This window comes from Stenotrophomonas sp. YJH_SMC_32 (assembly GCF_059369975.1).
Window position 1 is genome coordinate 39,514 of the sequence record NZ_JCAFTE010000007.1, and the last position, 25,889, is coordinate 65,402.

Sequence of the window (25,889 nt, forward strand, 5' to 3'; positions counted from 1 at the left end):
CCGGGCGCCGGGACGGCGCCCTCCCCCAACGACCTAGATCACCATGAAAGCCAACGACATCAAGAAGGGCAACGTCGTCGAGTACAACAACGGCGTGTACCAGATCCGCGACATCGAGCGCAGCTCGCCTCAGGGTCGCGGCGGCAACGTCCGCTTCCGCTTCATCATGTACAGCGTGCCGGGCGGCAACAAGCTCGACGCCAGCTTCGATGCCGACGACAACCTGGTCGAGGTCGAACTGCTGCGCCGCCAGTCCACCTATTCGTACAAGGACGGCGATGCCTTCGTGTTCCTGGATGACGAGGACTACACCCCGTACACCCTGGATGCGGACGTGATCGGCGATGACGCCGGTTACATCACCGACGGCCTGACCGGCATCTACGTGCAGGTGATCGACGAGCAGCCGGTGGCGATCCAGCTGCCGGCCTCCGTGGTGCTGGAAGTGATCGAGACGCCGCCGGAACTGAAGGGTGGCACCGCCACCAAGCGCCCGAAGCCGGCCAAGCTCAACACCGGCATCGAGATCATGGTGCCGGAGTACATCGTCAACGGCGAGCGCGTGCTGGTGAACACCGCCACCGGCGAATTCGCCGGCCGTGCCGACTGAGCACCCTGCGCCGATCGCCTGCCGATCGCTGCCTGCGGCAAGTTCGCCGCAGGCAGCAAGCAGCGCATCGCTGACAGTAGTTGTGTAGAGCCGAGCCCGTGCTCGGCTGCGGTGGGTTGGACAGGTACTGCAGCCGAGCGTGGGCTCGGCTCTACAGGTAACTTACGGCTGCTTCGCGCCGAAATTGCCGCAGCCGTGGTACTGGCGGGTACCGACGGTCAGCATCACCTTCGCCTCGAACGCCTCCCCGCTCATATCGTCCTGGCAGGTAGTGCGCTGGAAACTTAGCTTGACGTCGGTACCATCGGACGCCTTGCCGCTCCAGCCGTCGGCACCCTTGGTTGGCTTGGCCACGTCAAAGCGGCGCTCGCCATAGTCAACTTCCACCTGCAGGCCCGGCATATCGCCATCGACGACTGCAAGCCATCCCGGTTCATTGCCGGTGGCACGGAACGCGGCATTGCCGGCGCTGCCATCGCCTTCGCCAGCTTCCACCGCATGGCACTCGCGATCCGGCTCGCCCTTCAGGCTCAGCAGGCCATCATCGCTGCCCTTGGTCCAGAAGCTGTTGCCAAGGCCATCGCTGTACTTGGCGCCGGATGCCGCGCGCTCGGAGGTCATGGCGAAGCTACGCTCGCCGATCACCACCGTGGCAGCATCCTCGCCATTGAAGGTCGCGCGCACGCTCAGATCACCACACTGGTAGGCGGTCTCGCTGCCACCTTCCGTGTTGGCGCTCGGCTTCGGCGTGGCAGGCGAGGGGTCATTGCTGCCCGCCGCGGGTGCCTGGGCCGGCTGGCACGCGGCCAGGACCAACCCCAGGGAGGCTGCCAACAGACTGGGAACTACACGCATGGCTCGACTCCTTGTCGACACTACAGGAATGCTCGACCCTACCACCTCGCGGTGAGCAGGGCCTGAAAACGGCCTGACCGCACTCATGCGGCCAGCACCGCCATCGACAGCAGCTGCGCGCCACTGCCGCCGGAACTGCAGGTCCAGACCCGCAACAGGCGCAGCTTCAGTTCACGCTCCCGGCCCTGCCGCCACACCGACATCCGCACGTCGCTGGACAGCAACGCCAGACGGCCACACAGCAGCGTTTCCACCGCGTGCAGCTGCAGGCTTCGTACCTGCAGGTCACCGGCCAACCAATCACCCAGCCACGGCAGATCGAGCATGCGGCCACCGTGGCCGTCCATCAGGAACAGGGCCGGCGATACCAGCGCGTTCAACGCATCGTGATTGTTATCCAGCAGCGCTGCGCACAGGCGCTGCTCCAGCGCCATCAACTGCTGCTCATGCAGATCTTCAACGATGTTCCGTTCCATCCACGGTTCCTCCCGGCATCGGCCGGCGCCTGCGCAGGCGCTGCGCGATCCACTGCCGCGCGCCCTGCACCACTACATAGAAGACCGGCACGAAGAACACCGCCAGCACGGTCGCACTGACCATGCCGCCGAACACGCCGGTTCCAATTGCCTGCTGGGTTTCCTTCGACGCGCCCTGCGCCAGCATCAGTGGCACCACGCCCAGCGCGAACGCCAGCGAGGTCATCACGATCGGACGCAGGCGCAGCCGCGCCGCCTCCAGCGCTGCTTCAACCAGGCCGCGCCCCTGCTGCTGCAGCTGCCGCGCGAATTCGACGATGAGGATCGCGTTCTTCGCCGACAGCCCGATCACGGTGATCATGCCGACCTTGAAGAACACGTCGTTGGGCATGCCGCGCAACAGCACCGCGGCGACCGCGCCAAGCAGGCCCAGGGGCACCACCAGCAGCACCGCCAACGGAATCGACCAGCTCTCGTACAGCGCGGCAAGCACCAGGAACACCACCAGCATCGACAACAGCAGCAGCCACGGCGCCTGCGCCCCCGACTCACGCTCCTGCAGCGACTGGCTGGTCCATTGCAGGGCGAAGCCGGACGGCAGCTTTTCGGCCAACCGCTCCATCTCCGCCATGGCCTGGCCGGTCGACACGCCAGAGGCCGGGGCGCCGGACAGGTTCAGCGCCGGGAAACCAAGATAGCGTTGCAGCTGCAACGGCGCCTCGGTCCAGTGCGGGGTGACCAGCTCGGACAACGCCACCATGCCGCCCTCGCTGTTGCGCACGTACAGCTTCAGCACGTCTTCCAGCTCCATCCGGTGCGGCGCATCGGCCTGCAGGATCACCTGCTGCAGCCGTCCCTTGTTGGGGAAGTCGTTGACGTACTGCGAGCCCATGGCCGCCGACAGCGTGCTGCTGATGTGCTCGAAGCCCACGCCCATCGCCTCGGCCTTGGCGCGGTCGATCTCCAGCCGCACGCTGGTGCCGGCTGGCAGGCCATCGGCATGCACCTCCGACAGCAACGGGCTGGCTTCGGCCAGCTTCAGCAGCTGCTGCAGGGCTGCGCGCAGTTCGGCCTGGCCCTGCCCGGTACGCGCCTGCAGGGCCAGTGAGAAGCCGGAGGAACGACCCAGGCTGTCGATGGCCGGCGGCATCACGCTCATCACCTCACCCTCGGCAACCGTGGCCATCGCCTGCTGCGCGGCCTCCACCTCACCGGCCGCGGTTGCGCCTGCGCGCTCACCCCAGTCCTTCAGCATGGTGTAGGTCAGCGCCGCACTCGGGCCGGAACCGGAAAAGCTGTAGCCGAGGATCGACTGGTTGGAGCCGATGCCCGGACGCGAGGCCACGTGCCGTTCGTAGGCTTCGACCACGGCCAGCGTACGCTCGGCCGTCGCCTCGGCCGGCAGCTGGATCGAGGTCATGAAATAGCCCTGGTCTTCTTCCGGCAGGAATGCACCCGGCAGCCAGTGCAGTCCCAGCAGCAACGCCGCCACCAGCGCGGCGAACACGCCCATCACCCGCCCGCTCCGCTGCAGCACCGACGCCACACCACGCTGGTAACGCCCGGTCATCCGCTCGAAGCCCCGGTTGAAGGCGCCGAACAGCCCGCCGCGACCGTGATGGCCGTGGGTGGCCTGGCGCAGCAGGGTCGCGCACAGCGCCGGCGTCACGCTCAGGGCCAGCAGCGCAGAGAACAGGATCGACACCGCCATCGCCACGGTGAACTGGCGGTAGATCGCGCCCACCGAACCGCTGGCCAGCGCCATCGGGATGAACACCGCAGTCAGCACCAGGGTAATGCCGATCACTGCGCCGGTCAGTTCACGCATCGCCTTGATGGTGGCCTCGCGCGGCGGCAGGCCCTCCTCGGCCATGATCCGTTCCACGCCCTCGACCACCACGATCGCGTCGTCGACGATGATGCCGATGGCCAGCACCATGCCGAACATGGTAAGTACGTTGATCGAGAAGCCCAGCGCCAGCATCACCGCGAACGTACCCAGCAGCGCGATCGGTGCGACCAACGCCGGGATCAGCGTGTAACGCCAGTTCTGCAGGAACAGGTACATCACCGCGAACACCAGCAGCATCGCCTCCAGCAGGGTCTGCACCACCTTCTGAATCGAGATCTTCACGAACGGCGCGGTGTCGAACGGGATGCTCGCTTCCACCCCGCGCGGCAGCAGGGGCGCCAGCTCAGCAATGCGCTCACGCACCGCCGCAGCGGTACGCACCGCGTTCGCGCCCGGGCGCAGCTGCACGCCGGCGGCGGTGGCTGGATGGCCGTCCTCGCGGGTGCCCCAGGCATAGCTCTGCGCGCCCAGCTCGACGCGGGCGACATCACCCAGCACCACCCGTGAACCGTCGGCGCCGGCACGCAGTACGATCGCCGCGAACTGTTCGGGCGTGGACAACTGGCCGTCGGCACTGAGCGGCACGGTGATGCGCTGGCCTGGAACACCCGGCGAATCACCAATGCGTCCTGGCGAAATCTCCAGATTCTGCTGCTCGATCGCGGTTGCCACATCGCCCATTGTCAGGCCGTAGCCGGTCAACCGGGTCGGGTCCAGCCACACGCGCATCGCCTGCTCGGCACCGAACAACTGCACGCGGCCGACGCCATCGATACGGCGCAGCTCTTCGATGATGTTGCGCGCCATGAAATCGCCCAGCGCGGCCTCGCTGACGCTGGCATCGGGCGAACGCAGGCCGACCAGCATCAGGAAGCCGGAATCAGCGGCCTCCACGAACAGGCCGTTCTGGCGCACGCTGCGCGGCAGCCGTGGTTCGATCGCCTTGATCCGGTTCTGCACGTCCACCTGCGCCAGCTCCGGATTGGTGCCGGGCTTGAAGGTGGCAGTGATCGACGCTTCGCCGGACGTGTCCACCGACGACTCAAAGTACAGCAGGTGCTTGACGCTGGACAGCTCGCGCTCGATCAGGCCAACCACGGCATCATTCAGCGTCTGCGGGCTGGCACCCGGGTAGCTGGCATAGATGCTGACGCTGGGCGGGGCGACTGCTGGATAGCGCTCCACCGCCAGCCGCGGGATCGCCAGCACGCCGGCCAGGATGATGAAGATCGCCAGCACCCAGGCGAACACCGGGCGATCGATGAAGAAACGTGCCATGTTGGATTTTCCTGGAGGGACCGGCCCGGAACAGGCTCAGCCCTTGCTGCCGGCCTGTACTGCACCGGCGCTGGCAACCGGCATCTGCCAGTCGCGCGCATCGACCACCACGCCTTCCTGCAGGCGTTCCTGGCCTTCGACCACCACCTTTTCGCCCGCCTTCAGGCCCGTGCGCACCAGCCATTGGCGATCGACACTACCGTCCACTTCCAGCGTGCGGATCACCGCCTTGCCATCGCCACCGATCACCCAGGCATAGGCCTGGCCACCGGCACTGCGCAGCACGGCCTGCTGCGGCACGGTCAATGCACTGGCGGGCGCGCCACGTGGCACCCTCGCGCGCACGTACATGCCGGGCAGCAGCTGCCGCTGCGGGTTGTCGACCAGGATGCGCAGGATGACATCACCGGTTCGCGCATCGACATTGATGCCGGAGAACAGCAGCTGGCCGCGTTCGGGCAGTGGCTTGCCGCTGGCACCGATGATCGTCACCGGCAGCTCGCCATCACCGGCGGCACTGCGCTGCAGCGACTCCAGCTGCGCCGCCGGTTGGCGCACATCAACGTAGACCTGGTCGATCTGCTGCACCACCGCCATCGGCTCGGCATCAGCCACGCCGACCAGCGCACCTTCGGTCACCAGCGCCTGGTCGATACGGCCGGCAATGGGTGCACTGACCGTCGCGTAACGCAGATCGAGCTGGCGACGGGACAGGATCGCGCGCGCTTCGTTCACTGCGGCACGGGCCTGCTCGTATTCGGCGCTGGCATCGTCGCGATGCTGTTGGCTGACCGCCTGTGCGGCGGCCAGCGCATGCAGGCGCTGCGATTGCACGCGGCTGCGGCCCAGCGCGGCCTCGCTGCGCTGCAGGGCAGCCAGTGCCGAATCGACGTCGGCCCGGAACGCGGCCGGGTCGATCTGGAACAGGGCCTGGCCGGCGCTCACTTCGGCCCCCTGGTCGAACAGCCGGCGCTGCACGATGCCGCCCACCTGCGCGCGGATCTGCGCGGTGCGCACGGCGGCCACGCGGCCGGGCAGTTCGTCGTCACGCTGCACCACCTGTGGGCCGACGGTGATCACGCTGACACGCGGTGCGGCTTCGGGAGTGGCTTCGGGGGTTGAGCAGGCCGTCATGGCCAGGGCGAGGGCCGCGATCAACGCGACCGGTGTCCTGAAGGTTCTCATTGCTGTGCACAATGCCGCGCAGGCGGCGGATAGGTTCTGAAGCGCGCAGTGTGCGTGGCAATGATGGGGTTTCGATGGAGGAACTGTGGAGATACGATGGAGGCAAGCACCTTACGGCCCCGCCCCTGCATGCATGCCTCCCCCGCCCTCGCCGCTCTCGTCCTGATCGTCGAGGATGAGGCCGAGATCGCCGATATTCTCAGCGCCTACCTGGAACGCGAAGGACTGCGCACGCTGCGCGCGGCCGATGGCCATAGCGCACTGGACCTGCATCGCAGCGCCCGCCCCGACCTGGTCCTGCTCGATGTACAGCTGCCACGCCTGGATGGCTGGAGCGTGCTGACCCAGTTGCGCCAGCGTGGTGAGACGCCGGTGATCATGCTGACCGCGCTGGACCAGGACCTCGACAAGCTGACCGCGCTGCGCATGGGTGCCGACGACTACGTGGTCAAGCCGTTCAACCCGGCCGAGGTAGCGGCGCGCGTGCGCGCGGTGCTGCGGCGTACGCTGCGCGCCTCGCGCGTGGACGCGCCCACTGCGCTGCGCGTCGGCCCGCTGCTGATCGACTCGGCCACCCACGCCGTGCACGTGGAGGGCGAAGGCTACAGTCACGAAGTGCTGCTCACGCTCACCGAGTTCAAGCTGCTGCACTGCATGGCGCTGGCACCGACCCGCATCTTCAGCCGCAGCGAGCTGATGCACGAATGCCTGCCGGAAAGCGAAGCGCTGGAGCGCACTGTCGACAGCCATGTCAGCAAGCTGCGCCGCAAGCTGGACGAAGTGGGCATGGTCAATGTTCCGGCCAGTGTGCGCGGCGTCGGCTACCGGTTGATGGCTGACCGCTGATGGCCCGACTGCGCCGTTCCGGGCTCAGCCGCCACATCATCGTCTCGATGTCGCTGATGGTGATCGGCGTCATCGTGATGATGATCCTGTCGTCGTGGCTGCTGTACGCGGTGCTGGTCGAGTTCTTCCCCGGAAGTACCGAAGAGCCGGAAAGCTGGTTGCCGACCGGGCCGGAGCTTGCATGGATGGTGGGCGTGATCCTGACCGGCCTGGCGCTGGCCATCGCCGCCTCGTTCCGCCTCGCCCACCGCATCCTGTCGCCGTTGAATTCGCTGGTGGACAGCGTGCGTGCCCTCGCCAGCGGTGACCTCGGGGCCCGCGCCAGCGTCGAGGAGAATTCGCCGGGCGAAGTGGCGACCCTGGTTGAAGACTTCAATGCGATGGCGCGCCGCCTGCAGCACATGGAGAGCGAGCGCGCGATGTGGCATGCGGCCATCGCACATGAGCTGCGTACTCCGGTGACGATCCTGCGCGGCCGCCTGCAGGGACTGGCCGAGGGCGTGTTCCATCCGGACGAGTCGCAGTTCCGCAGCCTGCTCGCCCAGGTCGAAGGGCTGTCCCGCCTGATTGAAGATCTGCGCGTACTGAGCCTGTCCGACAACGCACGGCTGGACGTGCGTCGCGCACGCACCGACGTGGTGGCCGAGGTGCATTCGGTGATGACGCTGGTCGACCCGCAGTTCCGCGCTGCGGGCTTCGTGCTGGAGCTGGAAACCAGCCGCGAGGAACACAACGCGCACTGTGATCCCACGCGCCTGCGCCAGGCGCTGCTGGCGCTGCTGGAAAACGCCCGTCGCTATGCCAGTTCAGGCAAGGTGCGGATCGCTGTCCATGACACGCCGGGCCATGTGCAGGTGGCCATCGAGGATGAAGGCCCGGGCATTGATCCGGGACTGCATGCCGACATCTTCACTCCGTTCATGCGCGCCGACGGCTCACGTTCGCGCCAGGGCGGTGGCAGCGGGCTCGGCCTGGCGGTGGTCAAGGCCATCGCCGATGCACATGGCGGCCATGCCTACTGCACGCCCGGCAGCTGCGGCGGCAGCCGTTTCGTCATCGAACTGCCGCGCCAGTAGCCGGACCAGCGGCCTGCGTGCGCAGGTGTGCCCCCAGCGCGGCCAGATTGGCGTCGATCGCATCCATTTCCTCACGCTGCCGCGCCGGCAACTGCTGGCGAAGCTGCACACGCAATGCCTGCCATGCCGGTACCGCCTGCGCACTGGCAGTGGCCACGGCCGCAGACAGCAGTACCTGCTCGTCGCCCAGAGGCAACCCATAGCCGCCGTCCTGCAGCAGCGTCCCTGGGCGCAACCACTGCCCACTCTGCGCCAGCAGGCCGCGCAGGCTGCGGGTTTCCGCGCTGTCCGCAGCAGCAAGCAGCTGCCGCTTGAGCACATCGCGTGCCCGCAGCTCGGCACGCCGCTGTGCGGCCTGTTCCAGCAACAGCAGGCCGGCACTGGCGCGCAGGTCGCCCTTCAGCAGCCACGGTGCCCGTTGTTCCGCCGGCAGCTTCAACCAGCCGCGCACATCGCGGGCGGGCAGGCTCAGCTGGGTCGCCGCCACTGTGAACAACTGCTGGTAGTGGTCGCGCGCGGAAGCGAAGTAATAGCCCTGTGCCTGCGCGGCGTTGCGGTCCGTGAGTACCCGCTCGTCGAGCATGCCCAGCCGCGCCAGCCGGCGCTTGAGACCGCGCGGACTCAGCTGGGCCAGCCCGGCCTCGCCCAGCCGCGGCACTCCGGCCTGCAGCAGCTTGGCGGTCTCCACCGCACAGTTGTTGCTGACGAAGTAATAGCGCCCGTCATAGCTCCAGTGCACCTGGGCGGTGCGCTCGAGCAGGCTGGCGATCTCATCGCGCTGCAGCCGCAATGGCAGCGACTGCAGGCCGCGCAGTTCGACCTTGGTGTACTCGTCCACCACCTGCTGCAGCGGCAGCACGAACAGCCGCGACGGGTAGCCGCCGGTCAAGCCGCGCCAGTTGGATATCTGCACGTCGCCCACGAACGCGCGGAAGGACAGCACGCGGTGGAGTTCAAGATCCAGCCTGCAGTCCGGCCCCGGTGCGCGCCCGGGCCTGCAGATCACCAATCGCAGCATGCTGTGGCCCCAGCGGCTCATTGGCTGCGCGCTGCCTTCGGCGAACAGGTAATCCACGGCGTAGACACGCGCGGGGTCGAGCTGCAGCAGCGATGCCGCCCCCTCTTCCGATTCGGCCTGCAGCAATGGCAACGCGGTCGCGCAGCGCGACTGCGGCAGCGATGGCGGAGTTCCGAAATGGGCCTGGTACCAGCGCGCCAGTGCCGGGCGCCGGCAGGCGAACTCGCTGTCGAGCACGAAATGCTCGGCGTTCACTGCCAGGTACTCGGCCGGGTCCTTCAGTTCATACGCATCGGGGCTGCGGTCACGGAAGTCGTTGTCGCCACGGCCGAGATGCCAGGGCTTGCGCTGCCAACCCGCGAGGTCACGCCATCGCATGCTCTGCGACCAGTTCGCACCGCCACGGTCGGCGACGTGCGTCAGTTCGTGTACCAGCGCGCTGCGGCGTGCGCGCCGGGCGCCCGGCGCACTGTCGCCCAGCAGACTCCGGCGCAGCGCGATACGGCCAGCGAAGGTGCGGCCATGCACATCGGCCGGCAGGTCATCCGTCCAGCGCACCCGCACCTGCGCCGGCAACGCAGCCAGCAGGCCGTCCGGCAATAGTGACTGCACGTCGGCCAGGGTCTGGCTGGCGAGCCGCTGCTGTGCCGGATCGAGACCGGACGGATCAAGCTGCAGGCGATCAGCTGCAGGCGCGACGTGGGCGGTCAGCAGTAGAGCCACGCCAAGCGTGGCGGCGTTCCGTGCAGATGTCATGCAGTTGCCGGCCAGCGGCCGGCATACCCGAAGGCCGGATCAACGGGCCAGCAGCGCGCGGGCCAGTTCCAGGTCGCTCTGCAGCTGTGCGCTGGCGCTCTGCTCACGCAGGTGGACCAGCGCGGCCTGCAGGCGGGCGCCACGGATCTGGCCGTCGCTGGCAACGAACGCAGCGGCATCGTCGCGCGCGGCCAGCACCACCTTGTCATCACCCGAGCTGCTGCCCGAGGAGCCGGAGGAAGCGCCGGTGGCCGAACCGGCCGAGGTGCCGGCGAAGCTGGAAGCGAAGCCGGCCAGCGGCAGGGACAGCAGGGCGAGCAGCAGAAGCTTACGGGTCATCGGTTCGAAGCCGGTTGTGAGGATGCGTGGAGCGTAACGGGTGCGTGAAGGATTTGCCCGGCTCAGGCGTCGAACAGCTTGCCGGGATTCAGCCGCGCTTGAGGATCGAACGCGCGTTTGACCGCCTTCATCAGCGCGATTTCGGCCGGGCCGCGGGTGCTGTCCAGGTAGCCCTTCTTGACCAGGCCGATGCCATGCTCGGCCGAGATGCTGCCATCGAAACGCGCCAGCACCTGCGCCAGCAGCTTGGTGACGTGCTCGCACTGCGCCACGAAATCGGCGTCACTGGTGTCGTCGGGCTTGAGCACGTTGATGTGCAGGTTGCCGTCGCCGATGTGGCCGAACCAGACCACGTCGAAGTGCGGGTAGGCTTGCCCGATCAGTGCCTGGGTCTCTGCCAGGAACGCCGGCATCGCCGAGATCCGTACCGAGACGTCGTTCTTGTAGGGTTTGTAGCGCGCCAGCGATTCGGTGATGCCTTCGCGCAGGCGCCACAGCTGGGCGGCCTGGGCGTCGCTGGCACTGATCACCCCGTCGCTGACCCAGCCGTTGCCCATGCAGTCCTCGAAGGCCGCCATCGCCGCCGCTTCCTGCGCTTCGTCGTTGGCGGCGAACTCGGTGACCACGTAGTACGGGTGCACCTCGTCGAACGGCGCCTGCGCGCCGTGCGCCAGCACATGCTCCAGCGCGCGGTCGGTGAAGAACTCGAAGGCCTGCAGCTGCAGGCGCGCGCGGAACGCGGCGAACACCTGCATCAGCACTTCGAAGCTGGGTACGGCCAGCAGCATCACGTTGCTGGCCGGCGGCGGATCGGTCAGCTTCACCGTCGCCTCGACGATCACCCCCAACGTACCTTCCGAACCAATCAGCAGCTGGCGGAAGTCATAGCCGCTGGAGTTCTTGATCAGGCCCTTGTTGAGCTCGAGCAGTTCGCCACTGGCGGTGACCACCTTCAGCCCGGCGATCCACTCGCGGGTGTTGCCGTAGCGGATCACTCGGATGCCGCCGGCATTGGTGGCAATGTTGCCGCCGATCGTGCACGAGCCGCGCGCGGCGAAATCCACCGGGTAGATCAGGCCGTGGTCCAGCGCGGCGTTGTGCACGGCCTCCAGCGGCATGCCGGCCTGCACCACCAGTGTGCGATCGACCGCGTCGTAGTCCAGCGCCCTGTTCATCCTCTCCAGGCTGAGCACCAGCTCGCCGTTGGCCGCCACCGCGCCACCCGAGAGGCCGGTGCGGCCGCCCGACGGCACCACCGCCACGCCCTCGGCGGCACTCCAGCGCATCACCGCCTGTACCTCCTCGACCGTGGCCGGCAGTGCGATCGCCAGCGGCGCCGGCGTCCAGCGCCGGGTCCAGTCGCGCCCGTAATGCTCCAGGTCGGCCGGGTCGGTCTTCAGCTTCAGGCCGGGACAGGCCTGCTGCAGCGAGGCAATGCGGGAATCGGTCATGACGGTCCAGCGCGGGGCGTGAAGAACGGGCAAGCGTGCCAGCGGCACGCGCCAGCGTCCAGCCCTGCAGACAGGCAGATAGCTACGGATGCAACCAATTGCGCACTGCACCATGAGCGCCGTGATCTGGCATAGTGGTTGGCCCCTGTCCCACTGGCCGTGTTGCCCCATGTCGCCGAAGAAGACCTCGTTCCCGAAGCAGGATATCCGCGTGCTGTTGCTGGAGGGGGTCAGCCAGACCGCCGTGGAGGTGTTCAGCGCCGCCGGCTACAGCCAGATCGAGGCACACACCAAGGCGCTGCCCGAGGACGAATTGAAGGCGCGCATCGCCGAGGCACATATTGTCGGCATCCGTTCGCGCACCCAGCTCAGCGCCGAGGTGCTGGCCGAGGCGAAGCGCCTGATCGCGGTGGGCTGCTTCTGCATCGGCACCAACCAGGTCGACCTGGATGCGGCCGAACTGGCCGGCATCCCGGTGTTCAATGCGCCCTATTCCAATACCCGCAGCGTGGCCGAGCTGGTGATCGCCGAGGCGATCATGCTGACCCGCGGCATCCCGCAGAAGAACGCCGAATGCCATCGCGGCGGCTGGTCGAAGTCGGCCAGCGGCAGCCATGAAGTGCGTGGCAAGACGCTGGGCATCATCGGTTATGGCCACATCGGCACCCAGGTCGGCGTGCTGGCCGAATCGCTGGGCATGCAGGTGATCTTCCACGACGTGGAAACCAAGCTGGCGCTGGGCAATGCGCGTGCCGCGGCCAGCCTGGACGACCTGCTGGCGCGCGCCGACATCGTCACCCTGCACGTGCCGGAGACGCCGGCCACGCAGTGGATGATCGGCAGCACCGAGCTGGCGAAGATGCGCAAGGGTGCGCACCTGATCAACGCCGCGCGCGGCACCGTGGTCGACATCGATGCGCTGGATGCTGCGCTGGCCAGCGGCCACGTCGGCGGTGCCGCACTGGACGTGTTCCCGGTCGAACCGAAGGGCAACGGCGATATCTTCGAGTCGCCGCTGACCCGCCACGACAACGTGATCCTGACCCCGCACGTGGGCGGCAGCACGCTGGAAGCGCAGGACAACATCGGCGTGGAAGTGGCAGCCAAGCTGGTGCGCTACAGCGACAACGGCAGCACCCTGTCGGCGGTCAACTTCCCGGAAGTGACCCTGCCCGAACACGAAGACAGCCTGCGCCTGCTGCACATCCACCAGAACGTGCCGGGCGTGCTGTCCAGGGTCAACGAGATCTTCTCGCGCCACAACGTCAACATCGACGGCCAGTTCCTGCGTACCGACCCGAAGGTGGGCTACGTGGTGATCGACATCACCGCCAGCGAGGCACAGGCCGCCGCCGTGCGCGACGAGCTGGCCGCGATTCCGGGCACGCTGCGGACGCGCATCCTGTACTAGGTAAAAAGGGGACGGAGGGGATTAAGTCGTTTATGCATTAACGACTTAATCCCCTCCGTCCCCTTTTTTCAACGTGCCAGCCAGCGGCGCGCCATGCGCTGCATGGATTCATCCGATTCGGGGTCGGCCGCGACTTCGGTCACCGGCCGCCAGGCCAGGTCCAGCGATTCCTCGCTGAGCACGAAGGCCTCGCCACCCAGCGCCCGGATCACGAAACGCACGTCGTAGTGCCAGTGCCCCGGCACGTCCTTGCGCTCCGGAATCCAATGCTTGTCCAGATCGAAGATGGCCGGGTCTTCCAGTACCAGGCCGCTCAGCCCGGACTCCTCCTCGGCTTCCTTCAGCGCCACCTGCGCCAGATCACGGTCGCCGTCGGCGTGACCGCCCAGCTGCAGCCAGCGCTGCAGCTTTCCGTGATGGGTGAGCAGCAGGCGCTGGCCGTCGGCACTGACCAGCCAGCAGCTGGCGGTGAAATGCCCGGCCAGCCGTTCGCGACGGAACGGATCTTCTGGATCGTCCAGCAATGTGCCGAATTCGGCAGCCAGTGCGTCGTGGGAGGGCTCGCGGCGGGCATAGTCCCGCAACAGGCCGCGCAGGCGATCGTCAAGCACGGCAAGGGTTTCGGCGGTCTGGCGCATGAATGGGGGCGGTTCGGAAAAATACTGCTCATTATCGCCGTTCATTGTTGCGATTGCGCTTGTGCGTTGGCTTCAGCTTTGGCTAAGGTACAGCGGGCCGTTCGCACGGCCTTCACCATTCAAGGTTGCCGGCAACGTATCGGCGGCCCACCCCATCCGATCATTAGGAAGTACTGCATGCTGAAAGCTCTGTTGAGGGTCAAGCCGGTCCAGCCGGCCGGGCACGTCGATGCCGGCGAACCCATCGAAGGCAGCCTGGACGGCGAAGCCACGTTGAAACGGACCCTCACGGCTAAACACCTCATCCTGCTGGGCGTGGGTGCGGTGATCGGCGCTGGTATCTTCGTGCTGACCGGCCAGGCCGCGGCCAACCACGCCGGCCCGGCGGTGATGCTGTCCTTCGTGCTGGCCGGTTTCGCCTGTGCCCTGGCGGGCCTGTGCTACGCCGAGTTCGCGGCGATGATGCCGGTCTCCGGCAGTGCCTACTCCTACTCCTACGCCACCCTCGGCGAGGGCATGGCCTGGTTCATCGGCTGGTGCCTGGTGCTGGAGTACCTGTTCGCCTCGGCGTCGGTCGCGGTGGGTTGGTCGGCCTACCTGATCAGCTTCATCACCACCACGCTGCACATGCCCTTCCCGGACCTGCTCAGCGCCGCGCCCATCGCCTGGACCGGCAGCGAGTTCGTCTCTTCCGGCAAGCTGTTCAACCTGCCGGCGGTGCTGATCGTGGCGGCGGTGTCCGGCCTGCTGTACGTGGGCGTGACCCAGTCGGCGTTCGTCAACGCCATCATCGTGGCGATCAAGGTCACCGTCATCTGCCTGTTCATCGGCATCGGCGCGGCCCACATCGATCCGGCCAACTGGCAGCCCTTCATTCCGGAAAACACCGGCGTGCCGGGTGAGTTCGGCTGGAGCGGCATCTTCCGCGCGGCCACCATCGTGTTCTTCGCCTACATCGGCTTCGACGCGGTTTCCACCGCCGCCGGCGAAACCAAGGATCCCCAGCGCAACATGCCGATCGGCCTGCTCGGCTCGCTGGCCGTGTGCACCATCGTCTACATCATCGTCTGCGCGGTGCTGACCGGCATGATGCCGTACCACCTGCTGGGCACCGACAAGCCGGTGGCCACCGCGCTGGAGCCCTACCCGACCCTGTCCTGGCTGAAGACCCTGGTCGAGATCGGCGCCATCGCCGGCCTGTCCTCGGTGGTGCTGGTGATGATGATGGGCCAGACCCGCATCGCCTACACCATTTCCCGCGACGGCCTGCTGCCGAAGTTCTTCGGCAAGGTCCACGCTCGTTTCCGCACCCCCTATTGGGCCACGATCGTGGTCGGCGTGATCGCCGCCGCACTGGCCGGCCTGGTGCCGCTGAACGTGCTGGGCGAACTGGTGTCGATGGGCACCCTGTTGGCCTTCGCCACGGTCTGCATCGGCGTGCTGGTGCTGCGCTATACCAAGCCGGAGATCCACCGCCCGTTCCGCGTGCCGGCGGTGTGGATCATCTGCCCGCTTGGCGCTGCGGCCTGCCTGTTCCTGTTCTGGCAGGCGTTCGTGGTGCACTGGCACCTGTTCGTCGGCTGGACCGTGCTGGGCATGCTGATCTATCTCGGCTATGGCATGCGCAACAGCAAGCTGGCCAAGTCACCCTGATCCGCCTACGGGCCGGCCCTGTGCCGGCCCGTCCGTTTTCCCCCGCGCGCCAGACACGGCGCGCTTCGACAAGACCACCACACATGTTCAAGCAACTGTGGGCCACCAAGCACCCGCATGCCGCCCATGAAGACGCCAACGGCCTGAGCCTGCGCCGCCACCTCGGCCCCTGGGGCCTGACCGCCCTCGGCATCGGTGCCGTGATCGGCGGCGGCATCTTCGTCATCACCGGCCAGGCCGCCGCCAATCACGCCGGCCCCGCGATCATGCTGTCGTTCGTGCTGGCCGCCATCTGCTGCGCCTTCTGCGCGCTGGCCTACGCCGAGTTCGCCTCGATGGTGCCGGTTTCCGGCAGCGCCTATACCTATACCTACGCCACCTTCGGCGAACTGTCGGCCTGGTTCATCGGCTGGATGCTGGTGCTCGAATACGGCGTCTCTGCGTCGGCGGTGGCGGTCAGCTGGACCGGCTACTTCCTCAGCCTGCTCAGCCAGTTCGACATCCATCTGCCAGCGGCGCTGGTCAGTGCGCCACTGGACGCACAGCTGCGCCCCACCGGTGCTATCGCCAACCTGCCGGCCGCTGCGCTGGTACTGCTGCTGACCTGGCTGTGCTACGTCGGCATCAGCAAGTCATCGGCAATGAACATGGCGATGGTCGTGCTCAAGACCGGCCTCATCCTGCTGGTCATCGTGGTCGGCTGGAAGTACGTGGACACCAGCAACTGGACGCCGTTCATCCCCGCCAACGAAGGCCCCGGCAAGTACGGCATGGAAGGCGTGCTGCGTGGCGCGGCGATGGTGTTCTTCGCCTACATCGGCTTCGAGGCGGTCTCGGTGGCGGCGCAGGAATCCAAGAACCCGCAGCGCGACATGCCGATCGGCATGATGCTGTCGCTGGTGGTCTGCACCGTGCTCTACATCGCGATGGCCGCGGTGATGACCGGCCTGGTGCCGTTCCAGCTGCTGGGCACCGACGAACCGGTGGTGACCGCGGTGGCCGCGCATCCGCAGCTGGGTTGGCTGCGCTGGGTGGTCGAGGTCGGCGCGCTGGTCGGCCTGTCCTCGGTGGTACTGGTGATGATCATCGGCCAGCCGCGCATCTTCATGATCATGGGGCGCGACGGCCTGCTGCCGCCGGTGTTCACCAGGATCCACCCGAAGTACCGCACCCCGCACATCAACACGGTGATCACCGGCATCGGCATCGCGCTGCTGGCGGCGCTGTTCCCACTGGACATCCTTGGCGAACTGACCTCGATGGGCACGCTGATCGCGTTCGCGGCGGTGTGTGCCGGCGTGCTGATCCTGCGCCGCACCCAGCCGGACCTGCCGCGCCCGTTCCGCATGCCGATGGCCTGGCTGATCTGCAGCCTGGGCGTGCTGAGTTGCCTTGCCCTGCTGTCGGCGATGACGATGCACAACTGGATGCTGATGGGCGTCTGGACCTTCGTCGGTTTCGTGATCTATTTCTGCTACGGCTTCAGGCACAGCCGCCTGCGGGGTAGGTAAGGTTTTGCATTGCAGGGCCTGCGGCCCTGCACCAGCCTTTTAAGCCGGAGCAACGGCAACGGCAACAGCTGGGTTGAGGGTTTGGCGGGGCGGGTTGGGTTCGCGGGGGACGCCGTTAACCCGTCCCTGGGGGCTTGGCCGCGGCATCCATGCCGCGGACACCCCCGCGAACCCAACCCGCCCCACCTCGGACAGTCCACTTGCGCGTCCAGTAGATCCACGCCATGCGTGGATGAAGCGTTCCCGGAAACGAATGTATCGGGACGGATCTGTTGTAGAGCCGAGCCATGCTCGGCTCCGAGCAAGCGCAGCGCCGCGACCCGCTTTTCGCTTTTCCTTCTTCACTCCGTGGCCGGCCGTACACCGGAACCTGTCAGAGGCGGGGCGGGTGGGCCGTGTAGGGGCGCTGGCGCCATGGATGGCGCCATCGAGCTTACAGGGACGTACTTGCAGCGTCCCCTGCACGGCCCACCTGCCCCGCCCCGCCCATGAACCGCTCTATACGACCAGCCACGAGGGGCTCAGCCGTTGGCCGAATCCAGTAAAATCGCCGGCATGAACGCCCCCACCTTCCCCTACGACACCGCGCGCCTGAGCGAACTGGCCCAGCTGCTGATCGACAACGTCCGCGAACTGGCCCACGCCGGCTGGACCCCGGCCACCAGCAGCAACTTCTCCCACCGCCTGGACGATCGCCACGCCGCGATCACGGTGTCCGGCAAGGACAAGGGCCGCCTGATCGAGGACGACATCATGGTGGTGGACTTCGACGGCCAGGCCGTCGGCCGTCCGCTGCGCCCGTCCGCCGAGACCCTGCTGCACACCCAGTTGTACCGCCGCTTCCCGGACGTCGGCTGCGTGCTGCATACGCACTCGCCGGTGCAGACCATCGCCTCGCGCCTGTACGCGCCGCAGGGTCATGTCCGCCTGGAAGGCTACGAGCTGTTGAAGGCCTTCGCCGGCAACAGTACCCATGAAATGGCCATCGATGTGCCGGTATTCGCCAACACCCAGGACATGAACGTGCTGTCGAAGCAGGTCGATGACCTGCTCGACCGGCAGAACCTGTGGGGCTATCTGATCGATGGCCACGGCCTGTACGCCTGGGGCCGCGACATGGCCGAGGCGCGCCGTCACCTCGAAGCCTTCGAATTCCTGTTCCACTGCGAACTGGAACTGCGCAGGCTGCGCGGCTGAACCGGCGCACAGGTGCAGATGCCGATCCGGAATCTGCATCCTGCGCCCACCCTGCTACCCTGTCCTCCCCCCGAGACGTTCAAGCTGCCGCCATGAGCCGACTGCGCATCTACGACGACATCCGCCCCGAATCGCCGCTGCTGGACACCCAGGACGGCGCGGTCATCGCTGCCGAGCTGCAGAAGATCGGCGTCACCTTCGAGCGCTGGCAGGCCACCGCGCCGGTCGCACCGGGCGCCAGCCAGGAGGAAGTGTTCGCCGCGTACCGCGCCGACATCGACCGCCTGGTGGCCGAGCGCGGTTTCAAGAGCGTGGACGTGGCCTCGATCGCCCCGGACAACCCGAACCGCGCCGAGCTTCGGAAAAAGTTCCTCGACGAGCACTTCCACAAGGAAGACGAGGTGCGCTTTTTCGTCGCCGGCTCCGGCCTGTTCACCCTGCACGTGGGTGACAAGGTCTATGAGATCGAGTGCGTGAAGGACGACCTGATCGCCGTGCCCGATGGCACCACCCACTGGTTCGACATGGGCGAGGAACCCAGCTTCGTGGCGATCCGCTTCTTCACCGAGCCGGACGGCTGGGTCGGCCATTTCACCGGCACCGACATCGCGCAGAAGTTCCCTCGTTACGTACCCACCCAGGCGTCCTGATCCATGCAAGCCCGCGTCATCCTGACCGACATCGAAGGCACCACCAGCAGCATCTCGTTCGTCAAGAACGTGCTGTTCCCCTATGCGCGCAAGGCGTTGCCCGCGTTTGTCGCCGAGCATGGCCAGCAGCCTGAAGTCCGCCGCTGGCTGGACGCGGTGGCTACCGAGATCGGCGGTGCCTGCCAGGACAATCTGGTGGCCGAGACGCTGCAGGGCTGGATCGACCAGGACCGCAAGCACACCGCCCTGAAGGCGCTGCAGGGGCTGATCTGGGACGAAGGATACCGCCGTGGCGACTACACCGCGCACTTCTACCCGGAAGTGGCGCCGGTGCTGAAGGGCTGGCACGCTTCCGGCCTGCCGCTGTACGTGTACTCCTCCGGTTCGGTGCCGGCGCAGAAGCTGTTCTTCGGTTTCAGCGACGCCGGCGACCTCAGCCCGCTGGTGTCGGGCTGGTTCGATACCGAAGTCGGCGGCAAGCGCGAGGCCGACAGCTACCGCCGCATCGTGCAGGCCATCGGCGTACCGGCCGGCGAGATCCTGTTCCTGTCTGATGTGGTGGAAGAACTGGATGCCGCCCGCGAAGCCGGGTTGCAGACCCGCCTGATCGATCGCCTGGATGATTACCCGATGCCGCGTACCGGCCAGGCCGCCAACGGCCACGAACGGGTCGAGAATTTCCAGCAGATCCAACTGTAAAAAGAAAGGTGTGCGGACCAACGGTCCGCACCTACCCGGCTCCGCTTCTGGTAGGTGCCAACCTTGGTTGGCATGCTGCTGGTGTGCCAACCAAGGTTGGCACCTACCAAAGCGGGAAACCCCTCAACGGTCGTTGAGGGTCTTCACCTTCAGCGCTTCGCGCAGGGTAACCAGATCCACCGGGCCGCGCACCGCGATATCACGTGTTTCGCCCGGCAGCAGGTCCAGCAGGTTGTCTTCGACCTGCACATCCAGCGCGCCGAAGTCGATCCACGCCGCGCGCACGTACGCCGCGCTTTCCAGCCGCAGACGATAGTGGTCCCCTTCGATGGACAACGTGGCCTTGAGTTTCTGCCGCGGCAACAGCTGGTCCTTGGCCTCAACGAAACCGACCACCTGCCGCGCGCTCACGTCGCCGTGCTGCAGCAACTCGAACACCGCCACCGTACGCGTGGGGTCGGCACCGGCCAGCAGCTCTGCATCGCTGAAATCGCCCATCGAGGTGACACCCGCCGCCACCAACGTCACCGTTTCCTCGCGACGACGCAGCACCTTCCCCTCCACGTCCATCACCCGCAGACGCCAGCGCGCTTCCAGTGAGGCGCCATCATTGATCAGGCGCACCCGCGTGCTGCCCTCGTCGCGCAGCGCTGCCACCGTCACTGGCGCGAAGAAACGCCGCGCGGCGAAGTGCAGCGCCTTCCAGCGGCCGAAATAGTCCACGCTGGACCACGAGGCGCCGGGCCAGACATCGTTGAGCTGCCAGTACAGCGAACCCATCGTGTATGGCCGCGAGGCGCGATGATGCAGCGCCGCCAGTGCGATGCCATCGGCCTGCATCACTTGGCTGAGATAGACGAAGTCCTCGAAGTCCTTCGGCGTGCCGTAACCCAGTTCGATGTAGTGCAGCAGGCGGCTGTTGCCCTCGCCGGCCATGAATTTCTGGTGCGCGCGGATCACCGGGCTGTCGATGCGCTGTTCGGCGCGGGTGGCGATCTGGTCCACTGTCGCCACCGACGGCCACGCCTGCAGCCCGTACTCGGACATGAAGCGCGGCGTCTCGCGCAGGTAGGCCTGCACCGGCAACGCCGGATTACCCCAGACCTGCCAGTAGTGCTTGTCGCCACGCGTTGAATCGTTGGCCTTCTCGACAAGGTCGTTGCTCGGTGAGCTGGACCAGTACGGCACACCCAGCCCCTCCTCGCCCACTACTTGGCGCAGGTCGTTGCCGAACAGGTCGACGTAGCCCTGCCAGACCTTCGCCGCAAATGCCGGGTTGGCCGCCTTCAGGTCGCGGCCGTGGCCCCAGTCCTTCCATGCGGTTTCTTCCTCGTTGTTGCCACACCACAGCACGATGCTGGGGTGATGGCGCAGACGGCGCACGTTGTCGCGTGCTTCGGCCACCACGTTGGCACGAAACGCCGGATCGTAGCCCGGCTGCATGCCGCCGCCGAACATGAAGTCCTGCCAGACCAGCAGGCCCAGTTCGTCGGCGATGTCGAAGAACGCGTCGTCCTCGTAGTAGCCACCGCCCCAGTTGCGCAGCATGTTCATGTTGGCGTCGCGCGCGGCCGTCAGCACTTGGCGCAGGCGTGCGGCATCGACGCGAGCGGGAAAGGCATCGAACGGAATGACGTTGGCGCCCTTGGCGAAGATCTCCACGCCGTTGATGACGAAGGCAAAGCCCTGCCCGCCCTTGCGGTCTTCCTCGCGGCGCAGTTCGACCGTGCGCAGCCCGATGCGCTGCTCGCGCGCCAGCTCCGGCGTGCCACCTTGGTCCAGGCGGGCCTGCACCGTGTAGCGGTCCTGCGCGCCGTGGCCGACTGGCCACCAGCGCCTTGGATCGGCCAGTTCAACCGGAACCTCGATGCTGTTCTGGCCGGGCTTCAGCAGCACCGTGCGCTGCACCTGGGCCACGTTGCGGCCCTGCGGATCGCGCACATCCACATTCACCACGGCCGAGCCCGCCGCCGCGCCCTGCTCCACTTGCAGCAGCACGGCCAGCTTCGCCTGCTCCGCGCTCAATGCATCTGTACGCACCGCAAGATCGGTCAGGCGGTGAGCCTCCCAGGCCTGCAGGTCAACCCCGCGCCAGACGCCGGCGGTGACATAGCGAGGCCCCCAGTCCCAGCCAAAGTGGTAGGCCGGCTTGCGCACGAAGTTGCCGACCATCGCGTCCTTCGGCTCATCGCCATACGGCGACGGGTAGTTGCCAGCGATCTTGTGCGGCATTGCCTGCACGCCCGGCAGCAGGGTGCGGATAGGCGAACGGAACACGATCTGCAGTTCATTGTCCCTGGCCCGCAGGCGCCCATTCACGCGCGCGCGCCAGGTCCGGTGCGCGTTGTCCGCGCGCAGCAGCGGCTTGCCGTTGAGGCTGACGTCGGCGTAGGTATCCAGACCGTCGAAGCGCAGCTCGGCATTGGGCTTGGCCAGCGTCGCCGCATCCACGTCGAAGCGGGCGCGGTACTCCCAGGCGGCCAGGCCAATCCATTGCAGTTCGGCCTCTGGTGCGCCGACATACGGATCACGGATCAGTTCGTGAGCCAGCAGGTCGGTGTGCACGCTGCCCGGCACCGTCGCCGCCCGCCATTGCTGCAGACCTGGATGAGCGGCGCCCTGCGCGTCGCCGGGCAGCATACGGAACTCCCACTGTGCCTGCAGCGGCGTGGCAGCGACCGGGAAGGCGGACGCCGCGATCAGCAGCAGGAGCAGGCGGACAACGAGGGGAAGGCGATGCACGGGATGCTCCTGTCTTTCCGCCGGGCATGGTCCGGCGCTATCTGCAAGTCCAGTTCACGGCAGCGCCGGGCCATGCCCGGCGCGCCAACCTCAACGCACCACGTTCAACACTTCGTAGCACGCACCCATGGTGTGGTAATCCACCTTGCCGGCCGGGCTCTTCTCGTCGCTGTACTTGCGATTGTCGGCATCGAGGATGCGGAACCAGGCGCCGTACCGGTGATCGACGAAGTGTTCCCACGAATACGCCCAGATACGCTCGTACCACTGCCAATAGCGGTCATCGCCGGTACGCTTGGCCATCAGTGCGGCGGTCGCAAGCGTCTCCGCCTGCACCCAGAAATACTTGTCGTCGTCGCAGACGAAACTGTCGCCACCGATCGGGGCGCCATCCATGCCCGGCTGCCGGCGCGACTCCGGCGCGAAACCGTAGTACAGGCCACCCCGCGTCTCGTCCCAGCTGCGCGCCACGGCCACGTCGAACAGGTGCTGCGCGGTCGGCACCAGCCAGTCGACCTGCACATGGCGGTCCAGGATCAACAACAGCTTGGCCCATTCGGTCTGGTGGCCCGGCTGGAAGCCCCACGGGCGGAACAGGTGCTTGGGGTCGTCCAGGTTGTAGTCCCAGTCGATCTCCCAGTTGGAATCGTAGTGCTCCCACACCAGGCCACCGGCCTTGGCGGCCTGGCGACGGGTCATGTTGTCGGCCAGCTGCAGCGCGCGCTCCACATAGCGCTGTTCGCCGCTGGCCTCGAAGGCGGCCAGCATCGCCTCGCACATGTGCATGTTGGCGTTCTGGCCACGGTAGCCGGTGAAGTTCCACTGCCCATCGGCTTCGTCCTTGTAGAGGCCGTGCTGGGGCTCCCAGAAGCGCGCTTCCAGCAGCTGCCAGGTCTCGTCCATCCATGCGCGGGCCTGTTCGAGACCGGCCTTCAGTGCGCAGCTGTAGGCCAACAGCACGAACGCCACGCCGTAGCAGTGGTTCATGTCGTCCTCGACCTTGCCGTCGCGCAGGGTCCAGGCGTAACCGCCGGTGGCCGGGTTGCGGTGCACCTCGCGCAGGTAGCGCACGCCGTGCTCGACCGCCTCACGGTACTCGGCGTTGCCGAATTCGCGGTAGGCCATCGCGTAGTTGAAGACGAAACGCGTGCTGCTCACCAGATGGCGATGGTTGGCGTCGTAGATGCTGCCGTCGTCACGGAAGTAGTGGAAGAAGCCACCGTTCGGGTCGATGCAGCGCGGGTGGTAGAACGCCATCGTGTCGGCGATATGCGCGCGCAGGAACGCGGGCGAACGGAAGTCGGGGGAGGTGCTCATGCGGTAATGTCCTGGGCCTGCAGCAGCTGCTGCACTTCATCGAGCGAGGGCATCGCGGCGAACGCGCCCTTGCGGGTAACAGCCAGCGCACCGACCGCAGCACCGAAGCGCAGCGTGGCGGTGATCGCCTCCGGGTCCTGGCAGAAGGCGGCAAAACCGGCACCGGCGCCGCCGCGCTCCAGCAGCCCAACCAGCACGCCACCGACGAAAGCATCGCCAGCCGCCGTGGTGTCGACGGTAGCCACGCGGAAGCTTGTGACCGTGCCGTGGTTGTCGCGCGTGTACCAGTGCAGCGTGGCCGCACCGTCGGTGACGATCACCCAGCGCGCGCGCGCAGCGAGCAGGCGCCGCAGTACCGCTGCCTCGCCATCGGCACCCAGCCGCGCGGCCAGGTAGTCCAGTTCCTCGCGCGACAGCTTGACCAGGTCGGCGCGTTCCAGCGCCTGCCACAGGCGCGGTGTCGGGTCCTCGTTCGCCGGCCACAGCGCCGGACGCAGATTGAGGTCGAGGCTGACCACCGCACCAGCCGCACGCGCGCGATCCATGCCGGCGAAGGTCGCCTCGGCGATGGCCGCTTCGGTCAGGCTGTTGGAACAGACATGGAAGCACTGTGCGCTGTCGAAGCACGCCGCCTGGAAGTCGCTGTCACGGAACAGCAGGTCGGCTGCCGGCGGGCGATAGAAGCTGAAGCTGCGCTCGCCGCTGGCATCCAGTGCGACGAAGGCCAGTGCGGTCTTGGCCGCATCGGTACGCACGATGTAATCCGTGCCCACGCCGTGCTCGACCAGGCTGTCGGCCAGGAAGTCGCCGAACATGTCGCGGCCCAGCGTGCCGACGAACTGCGTCTTCGCACCCAACCGTGCGGCCGCAACGGCAACGTTGGCCGGTGCACCACCGGCGTACTGCAGGAAGGCGCGCGGCGTGTCGGCCGAGGCCGGCGGCTGCGCTAGTAGATCGATCAAAATTTCGCCGAAGCAAACGATGGCACCCATTCCGGACTCAGCCTCCCTGCGTTGCGGAGGCCGGCGTACGCGCGCCGACCAGTCCGTAGAAAATGATGTAGCCGTAGCACAGCAGCGGCAGGATGAAGCTGGCCTGCACACCGATGTGGTCGGCCAGGACGCCCTGCAGGTACGGCACCACGGCACCGCCGACGATGGCCATGATCAGCAGGCTGGAGCCCTTGTTGGTCAGCGGCCCCAGGCGCTCGATGCTCAGCGCGAAGATGGTCGGGAACATGATCGAGTTGAACAGGCCGATCGCCACCACCGAGTACAGCGCGATGTTGCCGGAGCTCAGCATGGTCGTGACCAGCAGCGCCACGTTGACCAGCGCGAAGATCGCCAGCAGGCGGCTGGGCGAGAAGCGCGCCAGCAGCGCTGAGCCCGCGAAGCGGCCGATCATCGCCATCGTCCAGTAGGCCGACACGTAGTGCGTGGCTTCCTGTTCGCTGAAGCCACCGATGTTGGGCATCGACAGGTAGTTGACCAGGAAGCTGCCGATCGACACCTCAGCGCCGACGTAGAAGAAGATGCCCAGCACGCCCAGCAGCAGGTGGCGCTTGCGCAGCGCATCCAGGTAGCTGTGGTGGTGGCCCTGATCGGCCTGCTCGGTGGCGTCGCTCAGCGCCGGCAGGCGGAACAGGAACACGAACAGCGCCAGCAGCACCAGCGCCACGGCCAGGCCCACGTACGGTCCCTGCACGGCCTGCGCCTCGGCGGCACGGTAGGCCAGCTGCTCGGCGGCCGGCAGCGCCGCGATGTCGTCAGCGCTCTTGACCGTGTTGGACAGGATCAGCATGCCGCCGAAGATCGGCGCGATGGCCGTGCCCAGCGAGTTCAGCGCCTGCGCCAGGGTCAGGCGGCTGGAACTGGTCTGTTCCGGGCCCAGCAGCGCGACGTACGGGTTGGCGGCGACCTGCAGCACGGTAATGCCCGTGGCCAGTACGAACAACGCACCGAGGAAGGCGCCGTACACGCGCAGTTCGGCCGCCGGCCAGAAGCCCAGCGCGCCAATGCCGGCGATCACCAGTCCAGCCACGATGCCCTTCTTGTAGCCCAGCGCTGCCACCAGGCGGCCCGCCGGCAGCGACATCAGGAAGTAAGTACCGAAGAAGGTGAACTGCACCAGCATCGCCTTGGCGTAGTTCAGTTCGAACACCGCCTTCAGGTGCGGGATCAGGATGTCATTGAGGCAGGTCAGGAAGCCCCACATGAAGAAGATCGTGGTCACGACAGCCAACGCCTTGCCGTTGGTGACGGCGGGTGCGTTGCCCGAAGAACCCGATGGACGGGGCGTTGCGGAGATCGGCATGCGGTACGCGCCTCGA

The 25,889-nt window shown here is 67.0% G+C and carries 21 protein-coding genes; 9 read left to right on the forward strand and 12 right to left on the reverse strand.

All coding sequences use genetic code 11. From position 1 onward, the window contains the following. Positions 1-43 precede the first annotated feature (43 nt). Positions 44-610 (forward strand): elongation factor P-like protein YeiP, encoded by a 567-nt coding sequence (yeiP, locus tag AC5P7S_RS11110; protein ID WP_005409468.1) that lies wholly within the window; start codon positions 44-46, stop codon positions 608-610. Between the two features lie 162 nt (positions 611-772). On the opposite strand, the gene AC5P7S_RS11115 is transcribed toward yeiP, so the two are convergent. The 4 genes from AC5P7S_RS11115 to AC5P7S_RS11130 form a co-directional block, all read right to left on the reverse strand. After that, positions 773-1,465 carry a COG3650 family protein gene (locus AC5P7S_RS11115; protein WP_005416365.1) on the reverse strand — a complete coding sequence of 231 codons (693 nt, stop codon included), beginning with the start codon at positions 1,463-1,465 and terminating at the stop codon, positions 773-775. Positions 1,466-1,548: 83 nt separating this feature from the next. Next, positions 1,549-1,941 (reverse strand): nuclear transport factor 2 family protein, encoded by a 393-nt coding sequence (locus AC5P7S_RS11120; RefSeq protein WP_095378816.1) that lies wholly within the window; start codon positions 1,939-1,941, stop codon positions 1,549-1,551. Further along, a complete protein-coding gene (locus tag AC5P7S_RS11125) occupies positions 1,922-5,071 on the reverse strand; it encodes a multidrug efflux RND transporter permease subunit (protein ID WP_495213631.1) in 3,150 nt (1,049 codons plus the stop codon). Before AC5P7S_RS11125 ends, AC5P7S_RS11120 begins: the two co-directional genes overlap by 20 nt. Before the next feature lie 36 nt (positions 5,072-5,107). Further along, positions 5,108-6,256: an efflux RND transporter periplasmic adaptor subunit gene (locus tag AC5P7S_RS11130; RefSeq protein WP_032954143.1), complete on the reverse strand. Its 1,149-nt coding sequence runs from the start codon at positions 6,254-6,256 to the stop codon at positions 5,108-5,110. Positions 6,257-6,385: 129 nt separating this feature from the next. Between AC5P7S_RS11130 and AC5P7S_RS11135 the strand changes: the two genes are divergently transcribed. After that, positions 6,386-7,102, forward strand: coding sequence for a response regulator (locus AC5P7S_RS11135; protein ID WP_005416361.1), 717 nt, complete (start codon positions 6,386-6,388; stop codon positions 7,100-7,102). Continuing rightward, positions 7,102-8,178 carry an ATP-binding protein gene (locus AC5P7S_RS11140; RefSeq protein WP_095378810.1) on the forward strand — a complete coding sequence of 359 codons (1,077 nt, stop codon included), beginning with the start codon at positions 7,102-7,104 and terminating at the stop codon, positions 8,176-8,178. Before AC5P7S_RS11135 ends, AC5P7S_RS11140 begins: the two co-directional genes overlap by 1 nt. Here AC5P7S_RS11140 and AC5P7S_RS11145 read toward each other — a convergent pair. The 3 genes from AC5P7S_RS11145 to AC5P7S_RS11155 form a co-directional block, all read right to left on the reverse strand. Continuing rightward, positions 8,156-9,952 (reverse strand): DUF7844 domain-containing protein, encoded by a 1,797-nt coding sequence (locus AC5P7S_RS11145; RefSeq protein ID WP_095378808.1) that lies wholly within the window; start codon positions 9,950-9,952, stop codon positions 8,156-8,158. The two genes, AC5P7S_RS11140 and AC5P7S_RS11145, sit on opposite strands and share 23 nt — an antisense overlap. A gap of 39 nt (positions 9,953-9,991) precedes the next feature. Continuing rightward, positions 9,992-10,291 (reverse strand): DUF2388 domain-containing protein, encoded by a 300-nt coding sequence (locus tag AC5P7S_RS11150; RefSeq protein ID WP_095378805.1) that lies wholly within the window; start codon positions 10,289-10,291, stop codon positions 9,992-9,994. A 62-nt stretch (positions 10,292-10,353) separates the two neighbouring features. Beyond that, positions 10,354-11,742 carry an FAD-binding oxidoreductase gene (locus AC5P7S_RS11155; protein WP_005416357.1) on the reverse strand — a complete coding sequence of 463 codons (1,389 nt, stop codon included), beginning with the start codon at positions 11,740-11,742 and terminating at the stop codon, positions 10,354-10,356. 169 nt (positions 11,743-11,911) lie between these two features. On the opposite strand from AC5P7S_RS11155, the gene serA reads away from it, so the two are divergent. Continuing rightward, entirely contained in the window at positions 11,912-13,153 is a 1,242-nt protein-coding gene (gene serA / locus AC5P7S_RS11160; protein ID WP_005416356.1) for a phosphoglycerate dehydrogenase, read from the forward strand. Between the two features lie 68 nt (positions 13,154-13,221). On the opposite strand, the gene AC5P7S_RS11165 is transcribed toward serA, so the two are convergent. Beyond that, positions 13,222-13,836, reverse strand: coding sequence for an NUDIX hydrolase (locus tag AC5P7S_RS11165; protein WP_095378802.1), 615 nt, complete (start codon positions 13,834-13,836; stop codon positions 13,222-13,224). A 132-nt stretch (positions 13,837-13,968) separates the two neighbouring features. Between AC5P7S_RS11165 and AC5P7S_RS11170 the strand changes: the two genes are divergently transcribed. The 5 genes from AC5P7S_RS11170 to mtnC all read left to right on the forward strand — a co-directional run bounded on the left by AC5P7S_RS11170 (position 13,969) and on the right by mtnC (position 19,501). After that, a complete protein-coding gene (locus AC5P7S_RS11170; RefSeq protein WP_005416354.1) occupies positions 13,969-15,444 on the forward strand; it encodes an amino acid permease in 1,476 nt (491 codons plus the stop codon). A gap of 83 nt (positions 15,445-15,527) precedes the next feature. Beyond that, positions 15,528-16,955 carry an amino acid permease gene (locus AC5P7S_RS11175; protein WP_095378800.1) on the forward strand — a complete coding sequence of 476 codons (1,428 nt, stop codon included), beginning with the start codon at positions 15,528-15,530 and terminating at the stop codon, positions 16,953-16,955. A gap of 555 nt (positions 16,956-17,510) precedes the next feature. Then, entirely contained in the window at positions 17,511-18,152 is a 642-nt protein-coding gene (locus AC5P7S_RS11180) for a methylthioribulose 1-phosphate dehydratase (RefSeq protein ID WP_005416352.1), read from the forward strand. Between the two features lie 92 nt (positions 18,153-18,244). After that, positions 18,245-18,802, forward strand: a complete 558-nt coding sequence (locus tag AC5P7S_RS11185; RefSeq protein ID WP_049402829.1) for a 1,2-dihydroxy-3-keto-5-methylthiopentene dioxygenase — start codon at positions 18,245-18,247, stop codon at positions 18,800-18,802. A gap of 3 nt (positions 18,803-18,805) precedes the next feature. After that, a complete protein-coding gene (gene mtnC, locus AC5P7S_RS11190; RefSeq protein WP_005416350.1) occupies positions 18,806-19,501 on the forward strand; it encodes an acireductone synthase in 696 nt (231 codons plus the stop codon). 123 nt (positions 19,502-19,624) lie between these two features. On the opposite strand, the gene AC5P7S_RS11195 is transcribed toward mtnC, so the two are convergent. From AC5P7S_RS11195 to fucP, 4 genes are all read right to left on the reverse strand, one after another. Beyond that, on the reverse strand, positions 19,625-22,243 hold the full coding sequence (locus tag AC5P7S_RS11195) for a beta-mannosidase (protein WP_095377672.1): 2,619 nt from the start codon (positions 22,241-22,243) through the stop codon (positions 19,625-19,627). 90 nt (positions 22,244-22,333) lie between these two features. Beyond that, a complete protein-coding gene (locus AC5P7S_RS11200) occupies positions 22,334-23,560 on the reverse strand; it encodes an AGE family epimerase/isomerase (RefSeq protein WP_005416348.1) in 1,227 nt (408 codons plus the stop codon). Next, entirely contained in the window at positions 23,557-24,552 is a 996-nt protein-coding gene (locus tag AC5P7S_RS11205) for a carbohydrate kinase family protein (RefSeq protein WP_095377673.1), read from the reverse strand. The genes AC5P7S_RS11200 and AC5P7S_RS11205 overlap by 4 nt, the downstream gene beginning before the upstream one ends. A gap of 7 nt (positions 24,553-24,559) precedes the next feature. Next, positions 24,560-25,873 carry an L-fucose:H+ symporter permease gene (gene fucP / locus AC5P7S_RS11210; RefSeq protein WP_005416346.1) on the reverse strand — a complete coding sequence of 438 codons (1,314 nt, stop codon included), beginning with the start codon at positions 25,871-25,873 and terminating at the stop codon, positions 24,560-24,562. Positions 25,874-25,889: the final 16 nt, after the last annotated feature.